This window comes from Marinomonas sp. MED121 (assembly GCF_000153025.1).
GTDB lineage: Bacteria > Pseudomonadota > Gammaproteobacteria > Pseudomonadales > Marinomonadaceae > Marinomonas.
The window spans coordinates 1244195-1261184 of record NZ_CH672429.1 but is presented as its reverse complement, the minus strand read 5'-3'; the positions used below and the strand labels follow the sequence as shown (position 1 = coordinate 1261184).

13 protein-coding genes are annotated in these 16990 nt (G+C 40.5%); 6 read left to right on the top strand and 7 right to left on the bottom strand.

All coding sequences use genetic code 11. From position 1 onward, the window contains the following. Positions 1–63 precede the first annotated feature (63 nt). The 6 genes from MED121_RS05780 to MED121_RS05755 all read right to left on the bottom strand — a co-directional run bounded on the left by MED121_RS05780 (position 64) and on the right by MED121_RS05755 (position 10386). Positions 64–2286 (bottom strand): DEAD/DEAH box helicase, encoded by a 2223-nt coding sequence (locus MED121_RS05780; RefSeq protein ID WP_009832694.1) that lies wholly within the window; start codon positions 2284–2286, stop codon positions 64–66. Further along, on the bottom strand, positions 2283–3590 hold the full coding sequence (locus MED121_RS05775; protein ID WP_009832693.1) for an ATP-binding protein: 1308 nt from the start codon (positions 3588–3590) through the stop codon (positions 2283–2285). Before MED121_RS05775 ends, MED121_RS05780 begins: the two co-directional genes overlap by 4 nt. Positions 3591–3593: 3 nt before the next feature. Beyond that, positions 3594–5903 (bottom strand): TerB N-terminal domain-containing protein, encoded by a 2310-nt coding sequence (locus tag MED121_RS05770; protein WP_009832692.1) that lies wholly within the window; start codon positions 5901–5903, stop codon positions 3594–3596. Between the two features lie 610 nt (positions 5904–6513). After that, positions 6514–7959 (bottom strand): IS1182 family transposase, encoded by a 1446-nt coding sequence (locus tag MED121_RS05765; RefSeq protein ID WP_009832691.1) that lies wholly within the window; start codon positions 7957–7959, stop codon positions 6514–6516. A gap of 156 nt (positions 7960–8115) precedes the next feature. Then, positions 8116–9384 carry an MFS transporter gene (locus MED121_RS05760; protein ID WP_009832690.1) on the bottom strand — a complete coding sequence of 423 codons (1269 nt, stop codon included), beginning with the start codon at positions 9382–9384 and terminating at the stop codon, positions 8116–8118. A gap of 225 nt (positions 9385–9609) precedes the next feature. Further along, a complete protein-coding gene (locus tag MED121_RS05755) occupies positions 9610–10386 on the bottom strand; it encodes an IclR family transcriptional regulator (protein ID WP_009832689.1) in 777 nt (258 codons plus the stop codon). A gap of 221 nt (positions 10387–10607) precedes the next feature. On the opposite strand from MED121_RS05755, the gene MED121_RS05750 reads away from it, so the two are divergent. From MED121_RS05750 to MED121_RS05725, 6 genes are all read left to right on the top strand, one after another. Beyond that, positions 10608–11558, top strand: coding sequence for a tripartite tricarboxylate transporter substrate binding protein (locus tag MED121_RS05750; RefSeq protein WP_050764532.1), 951 nt, complete (start codon positions 10608–10610; stop codon positions 11556–11558). Positions 11559–11654: 96 nt separating this feature from the next. Next, positions 11655–12119, top strand: coding sequence for a tripartite tricarboxylate transporter TctB family protein (locus MED121_RS05745; RefSeq protein ID WP_165474611.1), 465 nt, complete (start codon positions 11655–11657; stop codon positions 12117–12119). 26 nt (positions 12120–12145) lie between these two features. Next, on the top strand, positions 12146–13663 hold the full coding sequence (locus MED121_RS05740; RefSeq protein ID WP_009832686.1) for a tripartite tricarboxylate transporter permease: 1518 nt from the start codon (positions 12146–12148) through the stop codon (positions 13661–13663). A gap of 18 nt (positions 13664–13681) precedes the next feature. Next, complete coding sequence (locus MED121_RS05735) at positions 13682–14764, top strand: sugar kinase (protein WP_009832685.1); 1083 nt, start codon at positions 13682–13684, stop codon at positions 14762–14764. A gap of 218 nt (positions 14765–14982) precedes the next feature. After that, positions 14983–15885 (top strand): NAD(P)-dependent oxidoreductase, encoded by a 903-nt coding sequence (locus MED121_RS05730; RefSeq protein ID WP_009832684.1) that lies wholly within the window; start codon positions 14983–14985, stop codon positions 15883–15885. Positions 15886–15972: 87 nt separating this feature from the next. After that, entirely contained in the window at positions 15973–16419 is a 447-nt protein-coding gene (locus MED121_RS05725; protein ID WP_009832683.1) for a hypothetical protein, read from the top strand. Between the two features lie 167 nt (positions 16420–16586). On the opposite strand, the gene MED121_RS05720 is transcribed toward MED121_RS05725, so the two are convergent. Continuing rightward, the gene (locus tag MED121_RS05720) at positions 16587–16985 is read right to left on the bottom strand and encodes a hypothetical protein (RefSeq protein WP_009832682.1); all 399 of its coding nucleotides are present in this window, start codon (positions 16983–16985) and stop codon (positions 16587–16589) included. Positions 16986–16990 lie beyond the last annotated feature (5 nt).

Here is a 16990-nt window from a genome sequence, read left to right as displayed (position 1 = left end):
TTTATGTTTGTTATTTAGGTTTAATTGTCAACTATCTTAAATTAGAGGGTAACGGCTCATTGTCTATGAGTGTCTAGCTTCGTTTTCTTTTTGTTCCTTTAATAACTTAAACCATTTTTTTGCAGCTGTAGTGTTAAAAGCTTTTGTTCCATAGCTGATAGAAAGCAAATCTTCAGGTAAAAGTTCATCGAACTTCTCAATACGCTTTTCCACTACTTGATGTGCTAATTCTGTTTCTGTTGGGAGTTCTGTAGAAGCAAGCCTGAGTAATGTTGAACGAACATTTTCTAATGTTGCTTGCTCTACTTCTATAACTCCAGCATATGTATCTGCTTCAAACCCATGTCGGATAAGTAAAGCTACGATAGTATTAATTACTTTGTCGCCAAGCCATGGGAAAATGTATGTTGAATTTCCAACTTCTATTAAAGGCTCTCTTGATAGTTTCGCTTCTTTGAAATATCGCACACTCTCATTAAACAACTCTCGTGCAGCTGAATCAGCAAAGTCGATTTTGTTTCCTTCTACTGAAATTCGATAGTCGCCGTCTTTTAATATTTGGAACATTTCTTGGCGAACAACATCATGTATGTTTAGGCTAGCTCCACCAAATTTTGGAGGCTTACCACCTTTTGCATGTTCAACATAAATCGCTTTCTTTTCGCTATCAATGTCTTTTACTTTCCAGCGCTTTCCTCCAAAAATAATATGTTGACCTTCTAAAACTAATGAATCTACAGGTAATGTTCCGAGTGTCTTAGTTCCACATATAATCCGGAACTCTTGAGGTGTTTTAAACACAGCATAAAATGTGTAATGACTCGTCAATTTTTCACCCAAAAGCCCCAATACCAACTCACCACTACCTAACTGTGTTATGAGCTCTGTTTTACCCATTTGGACTAGTAGTGCTTTAAAGTTTTCAATACCAACGTTTTGAAAAGGGCCATCTTTACAGAGCAAGCTAAATAATTGCTTTGCTCTAATGCCTCCCCACTGTGCAATAACTGCAAGTATTTGATGAAGGAGTGTTGAGAAGTGATATAGCGATGTATCAGCTGGTTCATACCATTTACTGCTAATAAGAAGCCTTATCATAGCTAGTGATTGAATAAGTTCTAATCTTAGCTTATCGATAACGCTAGAGTTTTTTATTAATTCTTCTTCGGCGATGAGCATTCTTAATATTGATGCTCCTCCGCGCCTTCCAGAGCGCCCCATTCTTTGGCGTAAACTTGAAATAGAGTGAGGAGCTGTTACTTGAATTACAGACTCTACTTTGCCGATATCAATACCTAGTTCAAGAGTCATTGTGCAAATCGCTGTGGTAGGATAATGCTCCTGTTGTAATCGCTTTTCTAAGCTTTCTCGAAGATCTTTTGATAGCGAACCATGGTGGGGAAAAAATTCATTCGGTACAAATTTTTCTTCACAGAAGTCCGATAATGTAGCTGCAATGTTTTCTGTACGGCTTCTACTATTTGCAAACACAAGGTGATTTCCACCTCGACAAAATTTAAACAGATCTTGGCAGATCGTATACTCTGCATCATTGGAAGACTCAGCTTCTAAATTAGCAGGGTTCACATACCCTTTTACTTGAACCTTCAAGTTGGATGTCGAATGTGTATCTTTAATTATCTTACAAGGTAAAGAGCGATTGGGGCGAAGTGATTGAGGTACTTTCTCTAACTCTCCAAGCGTAGCACTTAGAGCTACTCTAGGGATTGGCGTTTCTAGTCTTCCGAGAAGGTGTTCAAGTCGATGAAGTAAAGATAGTAAATGATGGCCGCGCTCAGAACCAATAAAGGCATGAAACTCGTCAATAACAATATATTTCAAATTAGAAAATGCAGCTTTTATCCAGCCTGAATCTCTGATAAGTAATGACTCTAATGACTCAGGTGTTATTAACACGACACCTGATGGCGATGCTTTTAATTTCCTCTTTCGGCTCTGTGAGCTATCACCATGCCAAGGAGTAACTGGCATTTCTAACAGGTCAGATAGGCTCTCTAAGCGCCTATCTTGATCATTTATAAGGGCTTTTAGAGGGCTAATGTAAAGGATCCCTACACCAGTTTCCTGAACTGCTATTACACTGAGCGCAGGCAAGAAAAATGCCTCTGTTTTTCCTGCTGCGGTTGAAGCGCTGATCAGTACATCAGTTTTTTCAGACAATATAGGTTCAATAGCGAGGCATTGTATTTCTCGTAAGCCAACCCAGCCTTGCTTGAATATCCAGCGTTGAACCCGATGGTCTAACTTTTCATGTTCATCAATCATAGTTTGAAGTCAGCAAATCCATCTTCATTGCCTTCTGTTTCGAGTTCAACATTGGAAGGCTTATCTTCATTAATTGCTACTGATGAGATTAGACTATGCCACGCAATTTGCGGGTTTTGGTCGATTACCGCGAGCATGTCTAAAAATGCTTTAATAGTGTTCCGTGGTGTTCGAAAATACGCATCTCCTATGGTTTGGCTGCAATGCTGTAAGAATACTTTGAGAGACTCGTCTGGAACCAAGTACTTTGCTTCGTCACCTTCAGCATAAACGTGACGCAAGTTTTTAAGCAAAATATAGAGTTCTTCAGGGGTTAAGCTAGCGAGGTGAAGGGCCGGTGACGAATAATCAATCACTCCAGCTTGTTTAGCAAAACTGTTATCTGCCAACCTAGATTGCAGTGCTTCATAGCTATACAAGCCTTTGCGTGGATCTAGAAGAAACTCAGGGGTTCCCCCGAGAAGGAAACCCAAATGCTCGGCACTTCCTTGCAAGCAATCGTTTAGAATTCGGAGTATTTGCTCATAGTTAGAGGTTCTAGCTGTGGTGTTGTTCAACTTATACAGGTTTACCATCTCGTCTAGGTTAACTAGAAGCCCTTGGTAGCCAGCTTGCTTGATAAATAAACTCATTAATTTCAGAGCATCATAAAAAGATGTATCCGAAATAATTGTTCGAACACCTAGGTCATTGCGAGCATCAGTTTTAGTTGAATACTCTGCTCGTAACCATTTTATCGCGTTGGTTTTTAGTATCTCATCATCTTTCTCATGACCTATCCAATAAGCCTCAATAACTTTGGCAAAATCATAACCGCCAACGAGTTCAGAAAGTGATGCTAATTTTTCATGGATAATTGCATTTATACTCTTTCCTGAAGTTTCAGCTTCTTTTATTGCTTCTGTAATGAACTTTTCAACCACACTAGTTAGAGCATTTCCATCAGGTTTGTTACGAGTAGCCATGTTACGCATTAGCTCTGAGTAAAGGTTTCTAGCTTGGCCGGCCGATGCATGAATACGTCTATCAGGAGATAAATCTGCATTGACGGTCACAAGCTTATTCTCTAGAGCAATAGCGCGTACAACACTTAAAAAGAATGTTTTACCAGAACCATAATCGCCGATAATGAGCCTGAAAGCTGAACCACCATCTGAAATTCGATCAATGTCTTGGATCAGAGCTTTTAATTCATTTACTCGACCTACTTGGATATGCTGGATTCCTATCTTAGGAGTCACACCTGACTTCAGAGATTGGATAATTGTATCCCTTTCTTTAGCTCGTATTCTTTTTGCAACCATTATTTATCCCTTCAATTCTTCTACGATTTCTAGATCGACATAGATATCACCATCGTCATCAAGAACTGGCGCATCGACTTTGTCATAAGCCCAGTCATTAATAGTTTCTAAGGTTCCATCAACCATTAGGTTTAGTTTGCCGCATAGTTCATGAACCTCTTTACGTGGCCACGATTCTTTAGCTATCAAAGTTTCAAAAAGTTCTTTATAAGGGCTATCTAAGTCACCTTCATTGGCATTAGCTGTGAGGCTCACTTCTAGTTCAGGTTCTTCATCAACGGCAAATATACTTTCCAGCATACTCTTTGCGTCGTTGGTGTCACTTTCATGCATAGCCAGAATACCTTCATCCAATTGAAAGGTATTTTTATCAATTGAAAAGTCTTTAGATGCGGCTGATATAGGTTGTTTACTGGAGGCAAAGGCATGAATGTCACTTGTAACGAGTGATTTATCTAGACCTAACGAGGTATATAACTTTTCAATTTGCTTAATTTCAGATGCATCGATTTTTCCATCAGCAAGAGCTATGGAATGCATGAATTTTTTCAAGAATTCCACCTGTGGAACTCCGAGTTTTTCAATCCTAGATTTCAACCCCGTATTATTTACAGGGGCATTTAGACGCCAAGTTAAATATGCATTTAACGAATTCTTTTCAGAAGGAGATAGTTTGTCATCGTGGTTTATCAACGCCTGTAAGACGATTTTTTCATGATGATCTACTGTACCATCAATAGTTGCAACCATTGCCCCTAATCTAATTGCTAAACTTACTTGGTTGAATGTCGAGCTTGGCTCAAAAAACTCACCATGGCCCGGTGAGAAGAGCACAATGTTGTCGCCGATCTTCAATTTTGCATGATGAAAGCGTTGGTCTGGCGCAATACCTATTTCAGCCTTAGCAGCTAAGTTAGCAACTAGCTCATTTTCTTTTTTGTTAAACGCCTTTGGGAGAGGTGTACCTGTATGAGTCCAGAACTCCTTGACTGTGGTTAGTCCATCATTCGAACTAATTATCTGATTTGCCCAAGACTTAAATGTCTCTATAACTGGTGAGTTTGCTTCGTTTGACAGTTCTTTAGGTAATAACATCAACGCTGCAATATCATTCCTTGAGGTTTCTGTTTTTCCTAAGTAACGGCTATAGCTGCTTAACTCTTCTGTACATTGCTCGGCAATAGGAATTAGTTTATTAATTGGGCCTTTGAGAATGCTTGGATCTGGTAAGTCCCCCAACTCTAAATCAACCCCATTTACACCATTACTTGCCGCATGGTATGAAAGTCGCAGCTTAGTTTTATTGGGTTTTACGGAAACTCCTTCGCCAAATTTTTCTGAAAATCTGAGTTTGAAAAGTTGCTGAAATTCTTCTTCGCATCGGCGAGCAGGAGTTTTTAGTGAATATTCAAATGTATTTTTAAGCCACTTTAAAGCTAACGGTGCTGTTACTAGATTTCCACTAGCTACAGTTTTTGCAAGTTCAACTTTGAATGACAATGCATTATTGGTATCTGGTATGCTTGATTGCCTATTTTCAAACAAAGTAGGTCTTTGTAGTGCCATTAATTCAAGAAAATTTGCTGAGTACCCCTTAAATGAGCGATTAGCATTGAAAGCTAGATTGAGTCGCAAAACTTCTTCAAAGATTTTTATGTACTCATCATTTGATATTTGAGCTTTGGTTTTGTCTTCAATAATCCTCCTTTCAAACCCATAGAAATATATGAAAACATAACCAATTGGTGTATCAGGGGCTGAGCGTTCAGAGGCTAGCCAATCAAGGTAAGCGCCTCTACAGTCTTTAGACAAGGAAGCATAGCTAGGCCAATAACCGAGAGTCTCGTCAGTGTATATTTCTGAATCGACTGAAGGACTTGAAGCCGGACGTTTATCATCCACTAGAGATGGCTCTATGCTGTAACCATCTAGTGAATTCATCGCTCCACCAAAGTAGTAAAAGCCTTTCGTTAACTGTCTTCCATTAATGGAAAGTTGTTCACTTTCACTTATCCACCGACCTTTTCGTTTGTTCGTTGTTTTTTCTGGTTCTCGGCCAAAACTTGTATGAATAGTAAAAGTAGCAAAGTCATCATCGTCCACATAAGCATGATTAGACGTACTGGATACACTGATGCGGGAAGATCCTACTTTAATGCTAGGTGATGAAGTTCTATTTTCATTAACTTTGGTTTTTTCTGAGAAAGATTGTGGATTTTTTTTTTGTGTCGAGGCTGGAGGAGAGGATTTTTTATTTCCTTTAAATAATCTGTAAATCAAATAAGTTACAAGTAACCCAATAATAAATTCCATTTCAATTCCTTCAAAGAAAGGTTTTAATGATTAGTTTTTATTAATCATTGTTTTAATTGGTTTTTATATCAAAGCTACGGCAAAAACGCAAAGTGTAGAGAACCTAGTTCGCTGCTTATTTTTATTAAATTTTTCAAAACAATAGCCAGATTTATGCTGCATTTTTCAATAATTATTAAATAAAATACCAATTCCAGTCACCTCAGAAGTGTTTGAAACCAATAAAAAATACGTGTCACTCGTGACCCTGAGTTAATTTATGGCGGCCAAGAATATTATGTGGCACGCAATTGGGGTAAAGATAATGTGAAAGGTTTTACCAATAAAATCACTGCTCATCTCCCTTCGATTATTTACCAGCTCCATGCTGATTAATCTAATCGAGTTTATTCTCTTGTTAGCTCTTTATTGAGCTGGAGCTCAATGGTATGCATTACCACGCGGACAGGCTGTGAAAGAATTAGTTTCAATACTTTTTCATGTACTAAAGAGCTTTTTATAGCTTTTTATAGCTTTGTAGGGATTACCAGAGCTCTTTATGAAGACTTCAGAAGGAATCTGTTTTTAAGGTGCTTGCGGAACCTCTGTAGGCTTTAGATAACACTTTTTTCTATTGGCAGTAGGCTTTAAAGCCCTTTATACCAAGAATATTTAATACGCGTGTAAAATTGTAGGCAAGGTTCATTAATGACCATTCTCCTCTGACCTTTTTAAACCCTCTTACAAGAAAATGTTGCCATCCAGCTTTCATTTTCAATGTGCCAAACGGGTGCTCGACGATCGCCCCTCTTAGCTTCATTTTTCCTTCTCCCTGTCTTTCCATTCTTCTCTTATGTTCATCGATAGCAAACTCATATTCGTTTCGATACAGCTTTCGTCGAGTAGTATCTTTTGCTAAGCACTGATCTTTCTTAAAACAGTTTTTACAGTCCTTTGAATGACTAATATAAAGCTGCTGCTTTTTATTATGCTTTATTGTCAACGAACTAGATGGAATAAGTGACTTGCCTTCGGGGCAGATATAGTGATTGTTTGTTGCGTTATACTGGAAGTGATCTCTGGTAAATCGATTTTGTTTTTTGATGCTGGCTGACTTATTAGGTATGGGGACATAAGGTGTAATTTGGCTCTCAGTACAAAAGTGCAAGTTAGCTGTTTCGTAGTAACCAGCATCAGCAAGTACCGTTAATTTATCTACACCAAGCGTTTCTTTTGATCGCTTTGACATAGGATAAAGTTGCTTTTGATCATTGCCATCATTGGTGACATCACTTGCAATAATTAAGTGATGACGATCATCCACTGCAGCCTGAATATTATAACCTGCTATTTTGGCTCCTCGTTTAAAAAGCAGTCTAGCATCTGGATCTGTCCGTGATAATTGACCGTTACCTGATTGAGCTAACTCTTTTAACATTTGATTGAGATTAGCTTGCTTAGTCGTTAATTCATCAAGCTTGATGTTATCTAAGCTACCCTCTTCAGACTCTTCGTTATCTAATGCATCCAACATGGCGTGGTAGTCTTGGACTTTTTGTTCAATTGCTTTTAATTGCTGTGTTAAGCGGTTTTTCGTCAGAATACTCTGTTTACTTGCATTGCCATGAAAGAAGCTTCCATCGATTGCAATTAGCTCACCACCAACTAAATCAAGCTGCTTACAGAGTAAGACAAAGTCACGGTTTACTTGAATCAGAAGTTTATGATGATCTTTTCTAAAGTTAGCGATGGTCTTGTAACTAGGGCGTTGGTGCTTAATGAGCCACATAAGCTCGATATTTCTTCGACACTCTTTTTCAAGCTTGCGAGAACTTCGTATACCGTTAAGGTAGCCATATAAATACAAGCGTAGTAAATCAGCAGGGTTGTATGCAGGTTGTCCTCGTAATGAGGATGATGGCTTATACACATCAACAGCCAGTTGATCAAAATTCAATGTATCAATATAGGCATCAATTGCTCGCACTGGATTTACATCAGAAATGTGCTGATCAAGGTGATCAATAAACAAGGAAAATTGTGCTCGATTTTCTGTTTTACGATAGTTCTTATTCATAATGACGATAATCCACCTAGCTTCAAACTATCGCCATACTATAACAATAATTCTTTCACAGCCTGGGAGCATGGTAACGAGTTGGACAGTGCTGAACATGGTAACGGGATGGCTACTTCTTCAAATAAAAGCTTGCTTCAAAGCTAGGCCAGACACTCAATTCAGCGCAGTCCTTGGCTTTTTCATATTCGTTTTGTAATAAATATACGTTGTGCCGGTGAGGCAGATACACGCCATGGCTATCATCAATACTATGAGGTAGTTAACGCTAGGTTCGTATTCAGAAGCGATGACTGAGCCTATGACGATGTAGGATGAGGTTAGGGTGCCATAGATGGCGGCCGAGTAGCCTGTTTTTGACTTATCTACCTTCATGAAGGCATAAACTAGGGCGTAGCAGTGGACAACACTCAGGGCAAAAATAAAGCCTGAATAGCTAAGAGAAAAGAGAAGAATAAAGTTTATGCCTTGAGTTAAGCTGCTCAGGTAACTAATCAGCGCCGCCAGAATAGACAGCAGACTCCATTTTAATAGCCCTTGTATGACATTCGTTTCTCGCAAATACCTTAGGTAGTAAAGCCTTGCCAGGACTGATACCAGTATTAATAAAAAGCAGATGATGCCAAAGTTTAACGAGCTAACTTGGGCCTCTTCTATGAAGAGGAAAGAGGCGATCTGATAAAAAATCACCATGGCAACCACGGCGCTAATGCTGATAAAAGAACTGATGGTAAAGACGGAATTGCTCAGCATGGTTTTGTAGTTTGTGTATGAGGCTCTGATAAAAGAGTTTAAAGCGACAAGGCTAGTCTTAGCTGGTTCTTCGTTTACCTGATTAACCGTCTGTTTAACCGTTTTTGGAAATAAAAAATAGGTCGAAACCAACAGGATAAAACCAATAAAGGCCATACTGCTAAACACCTGATGCCATTGGCCAAACTGAATAATGAGGCCGCCAACTATGGGTGAAAGGGCAGACATCAGGGTAAAGCCTAATGAGGAGAGGGGCATTATGGTGCTGAGCCTGTTTTCTGCCACTAACTCTCTTGCTGTGGCAAAGCCAATAACATACATAGCGGCGCAGCAAGCCCCTTGAATAAAGCGATATAAATATAAGGTGTCTATCGAATGTGTGCTGACTATGGCAAGGCTTGTCAGGCTAAACACGGCGCTTGTCGCGAGTAAAATTTTACGCTTATCATAATGGGAAATGAGCGCCCCAAAGAGTAACTGACAAGTGCAAAAGCCAATGGCAAAAACCGTGATGGTTAACTGAACTTTATGAAATGGTGCCTGAAAAAGGGTCTTAATTTGCGGCAAAGAGGGCGCATATAGATCAAGCGCAAAAAAGTACATGGAGACTGTGATGATCAGAAAATAGATAGATTTCTTTTCTAACAAAGAGAAGCCTTGATTGTTTTCCATTCAAATAAAATCCAATGCCTTGGTGGGTTCTCTTTTCGCTTCAATGGGCTTAAGTGCTTGATCTTTCTCTAATGAAGCCTTGTCTGATTCTATCCTACACTATTCTCGTCTAAGAGTAATTTTGCGCTTGTCCATTTTATTTAAGTGGATTAACTAAACGATGATCAGCTAAAAATGGACAAGTGGCTAAGCTTTTGAATTAGTGTTTTCTTTACGAGCGCTTTCCTAATTAGCAGGGATATATCCCATGGCTTGAGAGATATCCATCCCTGTTTTTCTTAAATGACCAAGTACCTCAGTGCACAATGTCTCTTTTGAAACGCTCACAACAGGACAAGAAACACTGATGGCAGCGACACATTGAGAGTGAAGGTTAAGGATTGGCACAGCAATGCATTGTAATCCTAAAGCATGTTCTTGCAGATCTAAGCCATAGCCTCTGTCTTTTGTTTCTATCAAATCCTTTCTAAAAACATCTAGGCTGGTATTCGTCAATGCAGTAATAGGGTGTAGTTGAATGCGAGACAATATATCTTCGATTGAGTTGGGCTCTTGGTGCGAAAGTAAGACTTTACCTGCCGCGGTAGAGTAAAGGTCTGTTCTTAAACCTACAAAAGATGAACACTTTAATGCACCAGGTTGATGGTTCACATCTACCTTATCCACATATACCGCTTCGCCATTGTCTATCACAAACATATGGACAGTTTGGTTTAATTGCTTGCTCAAAATTTCAAGAAAATAATGCCCTCTTTCTCTCACATTTAATCTTTGCAAGTAGGTTTGGCCTACTCTTACAAGACTGAGTCCTATGTCATATTTACGGCTTTCTGGATCCTGCTGTAAATAACCATTTTCTGTCAGGGTTTTAATATGGTGATGTAAAGAGGACTTATTTAAGGCGAGGGCATCTGAGATGTCCTTGATGCTGAGCGGGCGGCCTGCTTGACTAATGGTTTCGATGACAGCAATTGCCTTGCCTAATGTATTTAATTTTTCCATAACCTTATTTGCCTTTTATTTCATATTAAGAAACGTGAGTTCAGAATATTAAACTTTCGTTGACAAGTAAAGTAAGGTGACATAACTTTACTCTGTTGTTTGATTTTACGAACGGCGTTTCTTATTTAGAAACAAATTAAATCATACCAATACAACTGAATGCATTTTCAGTTAATAAAGCTATAAATTCTATTTAATAACAAAAACTAAGAGGACTAGAGATGAAGTGTATTTCGTTTCTTTGCGTAGCATTACTAACAATTAGCAGCAGTGTGTTTGCTGATTTTCCTGAAAAAGACATCACACTTGTTGTGCCTTGGTCTGCTGGTGGTGGTACAGATACTATCGCGCGAGCATTGGTAAAAAATGCGAAACAACACATAGGTGTCAACGTTAACGTTGTGAATAAAACAGGTGGCCAAGGTGCTATTGGTATGGGAGCTACAAAACGCGCTCGTCCAGATGGCTATACTGTGGGACTAATCACCTTTGGTTTAAGTACCTACAAACCTATGGGCCTATCTAATCAAACCTTTCGAGATTATGAACTATTACAACTCCTGAACCAAAGTTCTGCTGCTTTAACCGTGGGTAAAAATTCCCAATGGAATTCTTTAGATGACCTGATTACTTATGCTAAAGCTAACCCAGGTAAAGTGACATTAGGTCATACGGGTGCTGGGGCTGCTTGGCATTTATCGGCTGCTGCCTTAGGTGTGCTTTACGATGTGGAGTTTAACTACATTCCTTTTGATGGTGGGGCACCAACACGTTCGGCTCTTTTAGGTGGTCATGTGGATGTGATTGCCACCGGCATTGATGAAGTAAAACAGCTTCATGAAGCCGATCAAATTAAAATTCTTGCGGTTAATGCGTTAACGCGTCACCCCGCATTCCCTTCCATTCCTACTCTTGCTGAAGCGGGCTACAAAGTGGATGCCCCTGTGCTTGATTGGCGTGGTCTTGCTCTTCCTAAAAATGTGCCAGATGACCGTGTTGACGTGCTCGCCAGTGGCTTCAAAAGAATGTTCGATGACCCAAGCTTTCGTGAATATTGCGAAAAAGTGGGCTTGATCTTGGTATATGAAAACTCAGATGGCTTTGAAGACTTTTTAGCGAATATGGAAAAAGTGCTAGAGCCAACATTAGGTGCAGTCGGTCTGCTTAAATAAATTTGTTCTTTGCGCAGATTTATAAAAGCATAAGCCTAATCTTCACCGGCACTAAGGTGTCGGTGAAATTAAAAAATAAATATAAGAATGATTGTGATGGATAGTAGAAGAATTGATACCGGTGTTGGTCTTGGACTGGCCGTGTTAAGTAGCGTGATTTATTTCTTTGCTGGTCAATATACCGCGTTTGGCGTTAATACGTATGGCCCTAATTTTTTCCCTCAGTTATTAGCCGTTTTACTTTTTATCTGTTCTGGATGCTTAGTGTTTAATGCGCTTCGAGGAAACTCAAAAGCAGAGTTAGAAGGGTTTCATAAAGGTGGACTGATTAAAGTCGGCGTCACATTGGCGATTGCTGTGCTGTATTTGTTTGCCATGCAACTCCTTGGCTTTGTGATATCAAGCATGATGTTTCTTTATCTCATTATGTTTGCCCTTGGTAAAAAACAACATTGGCGTATTGCCCTCATCAGCATCAGTGTGACAGCCGTTGTTTGGTTCATATTTGCCTACTTGCTGATGATTCCTATGCCTGAAGGCATTTTCAGCAGATCGTATTAACAGAGTTAAATATCGAGGATTCTAGTGTGAGTGTCGTATATTTATTAGAAGCGTTTCAAACCATTCTGTCTGACCCCAGCAGTCTGCTTTTTATTCTTACAGGGGTAACGGCCGGCATTATAGTTGGGTGTTTACCCGGCTTAACGGCAACCATGGGATGTGCCTTACTGATTCCTTTTACCTTTGGTTTGCCACCGATTCAAGGTCTCTTAATGCTAATGGGCATATTTACGGGAGGCATCTACGGTGGATCAATTTCTGGCATATTAATTAGAACGCCAGGCACCCCCGCCGCCGCGGCAACCTTACTTGATGGTTACCCTATGGCACAAAAAGGTGAAGCTGGAAAAGCCATAGGTATAGGTACGATTGCATCCTTTGTCGGTGGCACCATAGGCGCGCTTATTATGGCGTTCCTAGCGCCACAAATTGCTGACTTTGGCCTGCGCTTTGGCCCACCTGAGTTTTTCGCCTTAGCGGTTTTTGGCTTAACCATGATTATTTCTATTTCTGGGGAGTCTCTTCTTAAGGGCGCGATCGCGGCGATTTTGGGTTTGTTGCTAACCACAATAGGTTATGACCCACTTTCTGGGGTACCACGTTTTACCTTAGAAAATGACAATCTACTTGGGGGGATTACCTTTATCCCCGCATTAATAGGTATGTTTGGTTTTGCTCAAGTCTTTAGAAATATCGAAAAAATGGAAGTGGTACCTCAAGTAAAGTCGAAAGTCGGTAAAATATTACCAAGCTTTAAAGAGGTGAAACCTCTGCTACCCACTATGACAAAGTCTGGCGGAATGGGCGCGATAACCGGCAGTGTACCAGGCTTAGGGTGCGATGTTGCGGCATTTGTTGCCTATGGTGAAGCCAAGCGCACATCTAAAAAACCAGAAGAATTTGGCAAGGGTTCTCACGAAGGGATAGCGGCACCAGAAGCTGCGAATAACGGCGCAACTGGGGGCGCTATGATTCCTATGCTGACATTAGGTGTCCCAGGTGATGCGGTCACTGCGGTATTACTTGGCGCCTTAACCATTCATGGCTTTCAGCCTGGTCCTTTATTGTTTCAAGATCACCCTGAAATCGTATATCCCATTTTTGCAGGCATGATTCTATGCCAAGTCGTACTTCTCATTGTTGGGCTATTCGGGGCACGTACTTTTTCTAGATTGATTAACATCGATATCAAGGTGCTCACTCCTGTCATCTTTTTGCTCTGTATTCTGGGTTCTTACTCAATGCGTTTTAGCTTTTTTGACGTGGGGTTAGCCTTAACGATTGGTGTTTTTGCCTATTTTATGGGGCATTTTAAATTTCCTGTTTCCCCCATTTTATTAGCCCTGATTCTTGGCCCAATGGCAGAGCAAAACATGCGTCGCTCATTAATGCTGTCCCAAGATGATCTTACTATCTTCATCAGTCGTCCTATCAGTGCTGTGTTTCTTATTTTGGCTGTGGTCATGGTGATTACCAGTTATCGAAAGTATAAGAAATTGCAAAAAATCGATAACGACGCCAAGCAAAATGCACAAAAATCTTAAAATGGAATAAAGCAGAAAATGACATTAAAAATTAAGCAGGCTAAAGCATGCCATTTTGACATTGTGTCTTTAGGCGAAGTCATGTTGCGTTTTGATCCAAGTGACAGTCGCATCCGTAGAGCCCGATCTTTCGATGTTTGGGAAGGGGGTGGTGAATACAATGTAGCCCGAGGTTTAAGGCGCTGTTTTTCTCAGCGTGCTGGGGTGGTGACCGGCGCGGTTAAAAATGAGCTGGGTTATTTACTCGAAGATTTAATCCTTCAAGGTGGGCTAGATACGTCATTGATCCGTTGGTTTGATTTTGATGGCATAGGTCATGATGTCCGTAATAGTTTGAATTTTACTGAGCGGGGTTTTGGACTTCGTGGTGCATTAGGTTGCTCGGACCGTGGTCACAGTGCCACCTCAAAAATTCAACCCGGTGATATTGATTGGAATTATTTATTTGGTGAGTTAGGGGTGCGTTGGTTTCATACGGGGGGGATTTATGCTGCCTTATCTGAAAGCGCATTTGAGGTGACCCTAGAAGCCCTGAAAGCGGCAAAAAGACACGGTACGATTACTTCGTACGATTTAAATTATCGCCCATCTTTATGGCAATCAAGGGGTGGTTTAGACGCGTGTTATCAGGCAAATCAAAAGATTGCGGAATATGTTGATGTGATGATTGGGTTTCCCGGTTTACTGGGTATTGAACAATCCGCTAACGAATCGAAAGACATTCTGGATGCCGATGATTTTAAGCAAATCATACTGACTGCCCTTGAGCGTTTTCCCAACATTAAAGCCTATGCCTCCAGTATTCGGGTTGAAACAACGGCCAGTTCAAATGACTGGTCAGCAATTAGCTGGCTAGATGGCAACTTTAACCAATCTATCTCCCTCAAGGACTTGCAAGTACTAGACCGTGTTGGTGGTGGGGATAGTTTTGCAGCAGGTTATATCTACGGCTTGATGGTAGAAGGTGATGCCCAAGTCGCTGTTGATTACGGCATTGCACATGGGGCGCTTGCCATGACAACACCGGGTGATAACTCGATGGCATCTTTAGATGAAATCAAAAAAGTAATTGCTGGTAGTAGCAGTGCAACTGATAGATGAGCGCTGTCGATCCGTCAGAGGGGAATATATAAGGAGAATGAGCTGATAGAAACGCATTTTGACAAAGGGTTGTCTTCAATTGATAGGGCAAATCCCATTGAGCTATTTGTTACTGATGACTGCTGAACCTTCAATTATTTGACAATTGAATACCTAATTTAAACCCAGCTTGGTTATTTAAGAAAAATAAGCCGGCTAAACATATCAAGGTGAGATAAATGTCTGTTAAAAACCGTCCTTCAATTGGATTTATTGGTCTAGGGCTTATGGGCTCTGCAATGGTTAATCGCTTACTTGATCTTGAGTATCCATTAACAGTGCTTGGAAACCGTAGCCGCGAGCGTATCGAAGCGGCGCTTGCACGCGGTGCAAATGAAGCCAAAAGTGCCCGTGAAATTGCACAAAATAACGATATTGTGATGCTATGTATGGGGACATCTAAGCAAGTAGAGTCGCGTATTTTTGGGCCAGATGGTGTGATCAGCGGCGTCAAAGAAGGCACTATAGTCATTGATTTTGGCACCTCAGAACCTGAATCAACAAAACATATTGGCGACGAGCTAAAAAAAGTCGGGGCACATTACATGGATGCTCCCCTTGGTCGTACACCTGGTCATGCTTTAAATGGTTTACTCAACATTATGGCAGCAGGAGAGATTGAGGACTTTCATGCGGTGGAAAGTGTGTTAAATGACCTAGGGGAAAATGTCTATCACCTAGGGGCATTAGGTGCAGGCCATACCCTAAAATTGATCAATAACTTTTATTCTATGACAGTGGCAACTGCGATGTCTGAAGCCTTTGTCGTAGCTGATAAAGCGGGTATTGAGCGCGCTAAACTTTACGATGTTATGTCCAATGGACCTGCTTATTCGCCTATGATGGACTTCGTTAAAGCGAATGCTGTAGACGGTGATTCGACCAAGTTAGCCTTTGCTATCGAAAATGCCTGTAAAGACCTGACTTACTTTACCGCAATGACCGACAGTCTTAAGGCACCTACCTTTATTGCGCCTGCCACCAAACAAGCCCTAGCCATGGCAACTCAAAATGGTTTTGGGGGTAAGGATGTACCTGTTATGGTCGATTACTTTGCTGCAACCTTTGCAAATAATCCTTAACCCTAAGCTCGTTATTTGATTCCTCTAATGCCTTTTTTGATGTCATTTAAGAAAGGCTTTATTTAACCTTCAGTGAGAACGGGTCTTATGGATCATTTGAACCTTGTCCGGGATGCGGTTGCGCTTGTTAAGCCGTCTATCGAGTTACTGTTTGAGAGAACTAATCGAAAAGAGCTTCATATCGTTGTGATGGATCCAAGATTAAAGCCTTGGGAAAGCAACTTTGACGATGCCATTTTATACGAAGAATCCATTCATACCTCTCATGAATGGTCACTCCCTTTCGATGAGTTTGCCCGTAATAAAGCACAACAAGCATGGCGCGGATCGCAGCCGAACCTTGTCACACAAAGTTTGCATCCATCGTCTTTGCGAGATGAAGATTTATCTTTTTATGGCTCCTTTGTTTACGGCGATATTGTGGTTGCCTGTAGCGGCGTAGAGCAATGGTATGACATGCTAATTAGCAGTTGGATTGCTCTTGCATTTGAGCAGTTGGCCATTGCTGAACAGCACAGGGATCAAGTGACCTAGATCCTGTTTGATTAAAATTATCCTAATGCTAGTTTTAACCATGCTTGATTTATTAAGTGTGGTTTTTTTATGCTGAGAATTAGATGAGCGAGCCCTAGTATAGAAAGCACGGCTCACTCATGTTAAGTCATGTGTGTTGCAAGAAATTCTAAAAATCAATCAAGTATCTATTTCTTATGCTTTTCATATAAAGACTCAATAGGTCTATCAAAGAGGTCTTTCATCTTCTCTTTTGCTTCCGAGACGGAAATGATGCCGTATTGTTTGATGAGGCTTTTTCTTCCTATAAAGCCTAAGAAACCTGATTTAAGCACGAGATAAAAATCTAACTCAACAGAGTCCATATCGATGGGCGTAAAATCATAACGAGCGTATACATCCTCGTCACCTAAAGTGAATTGGAAACCGCCGCCAACACCATGCTCTTCGAATAGTTCCATTTCTGATTGCCAAGGGTAGTTATCGATGAGGTCACACAAATCTTTATGAAGATTAAGCGCTTTTTCATGAAGAACTAGTTCTATACCACCATCTCTTTGTTCATATACGGCTCTAACCCTGCCCATTTTGT

Bases quoted from the DNA above. Each gene is read 5' to 3' on its own strand.
- MED121_RS05755 (WP_009832689.1), bottom strand. From the start codon at position 10,386: ATGGAAAAATTAAATACATTAGGCAAGGCAATTGCTGTCATCGAAACC.
- MED121_RS05760 (WP_009832690.1), bottom strand. From the start codon at position 9,384: ATGGAAAACAATCAAGGCTTCTCTTTGTTAGAAAAGAAATCTATCTAT.
- MED121_RS05770 (WP_009832692.1), bottom strand. From the start codon at position 5,903: ATGGAATTTATTATTGGGTTACTTGTAACTTATTTGATTTACAGATTA.
- MED121_RS05750 (WP_050764532.1), top strand. From the start codon at position 10,608: ATGAAGTGTATTTCGTTTCTTTGCGTAGCATTACTAACAATTAGCAGC.
- MED121_RS05765 (WP_009832691.1), bottom strand. From the start codon at position 7,959: ATGAATAAGAACTATCGTAAAACAGAAAATCGAGCACAATTTTCCTTG.
- MED121_RS05725 (WP_009832683.1), top strand. From the start codon at position 15,973: ATGGATCATTTGAACCTTGTCCGGGATGCGGTTGCGCTTGTTAAGCCG.
- MED121_RS05780 (WP_009832694.1), bottom strand. From the start codon at position 2,286: ATGATTGATGAACATGAAAAGTTAGACCATCGGGTTCAACGCTGGATA.
- MED121_RS05730 (WP_009832684.1), top strand. From the start codon at position 14,983: ATGTCTGTTAAAAACCGTCCTTCAATTGGATTTATTGGTCTAGGGCTT.
- MED121_RS05775 (WP_009832693.1), bottom strand. From the start codon at position 3,590: ATGGTTGCAAAAAGAATACGAGCTAAAGAAAGGGATACAATTATCCAA.
- MED121_RS05735 (WP_009832685.1), top strand. From the start codon at position 13,682: ATGACATTAAAAATTAAGCAGGCTAAAGCATGCCATTTTGACATTGTG.
- MED121_RS05720 (WP_009832682.1), bottom strand. From the start codon at position 16,985: ATGGGCAGGGTTAGAGCCGTATATGAACAAAGAGATGGTGGTATAGAA.
- MED121_RS05745 (WP_165474611.1), top strand. From the start codon at position 11,655: ATGGATAGTAGAAGAATTGATACCGGTGTTGGTCTTGGACTGGCCGTG.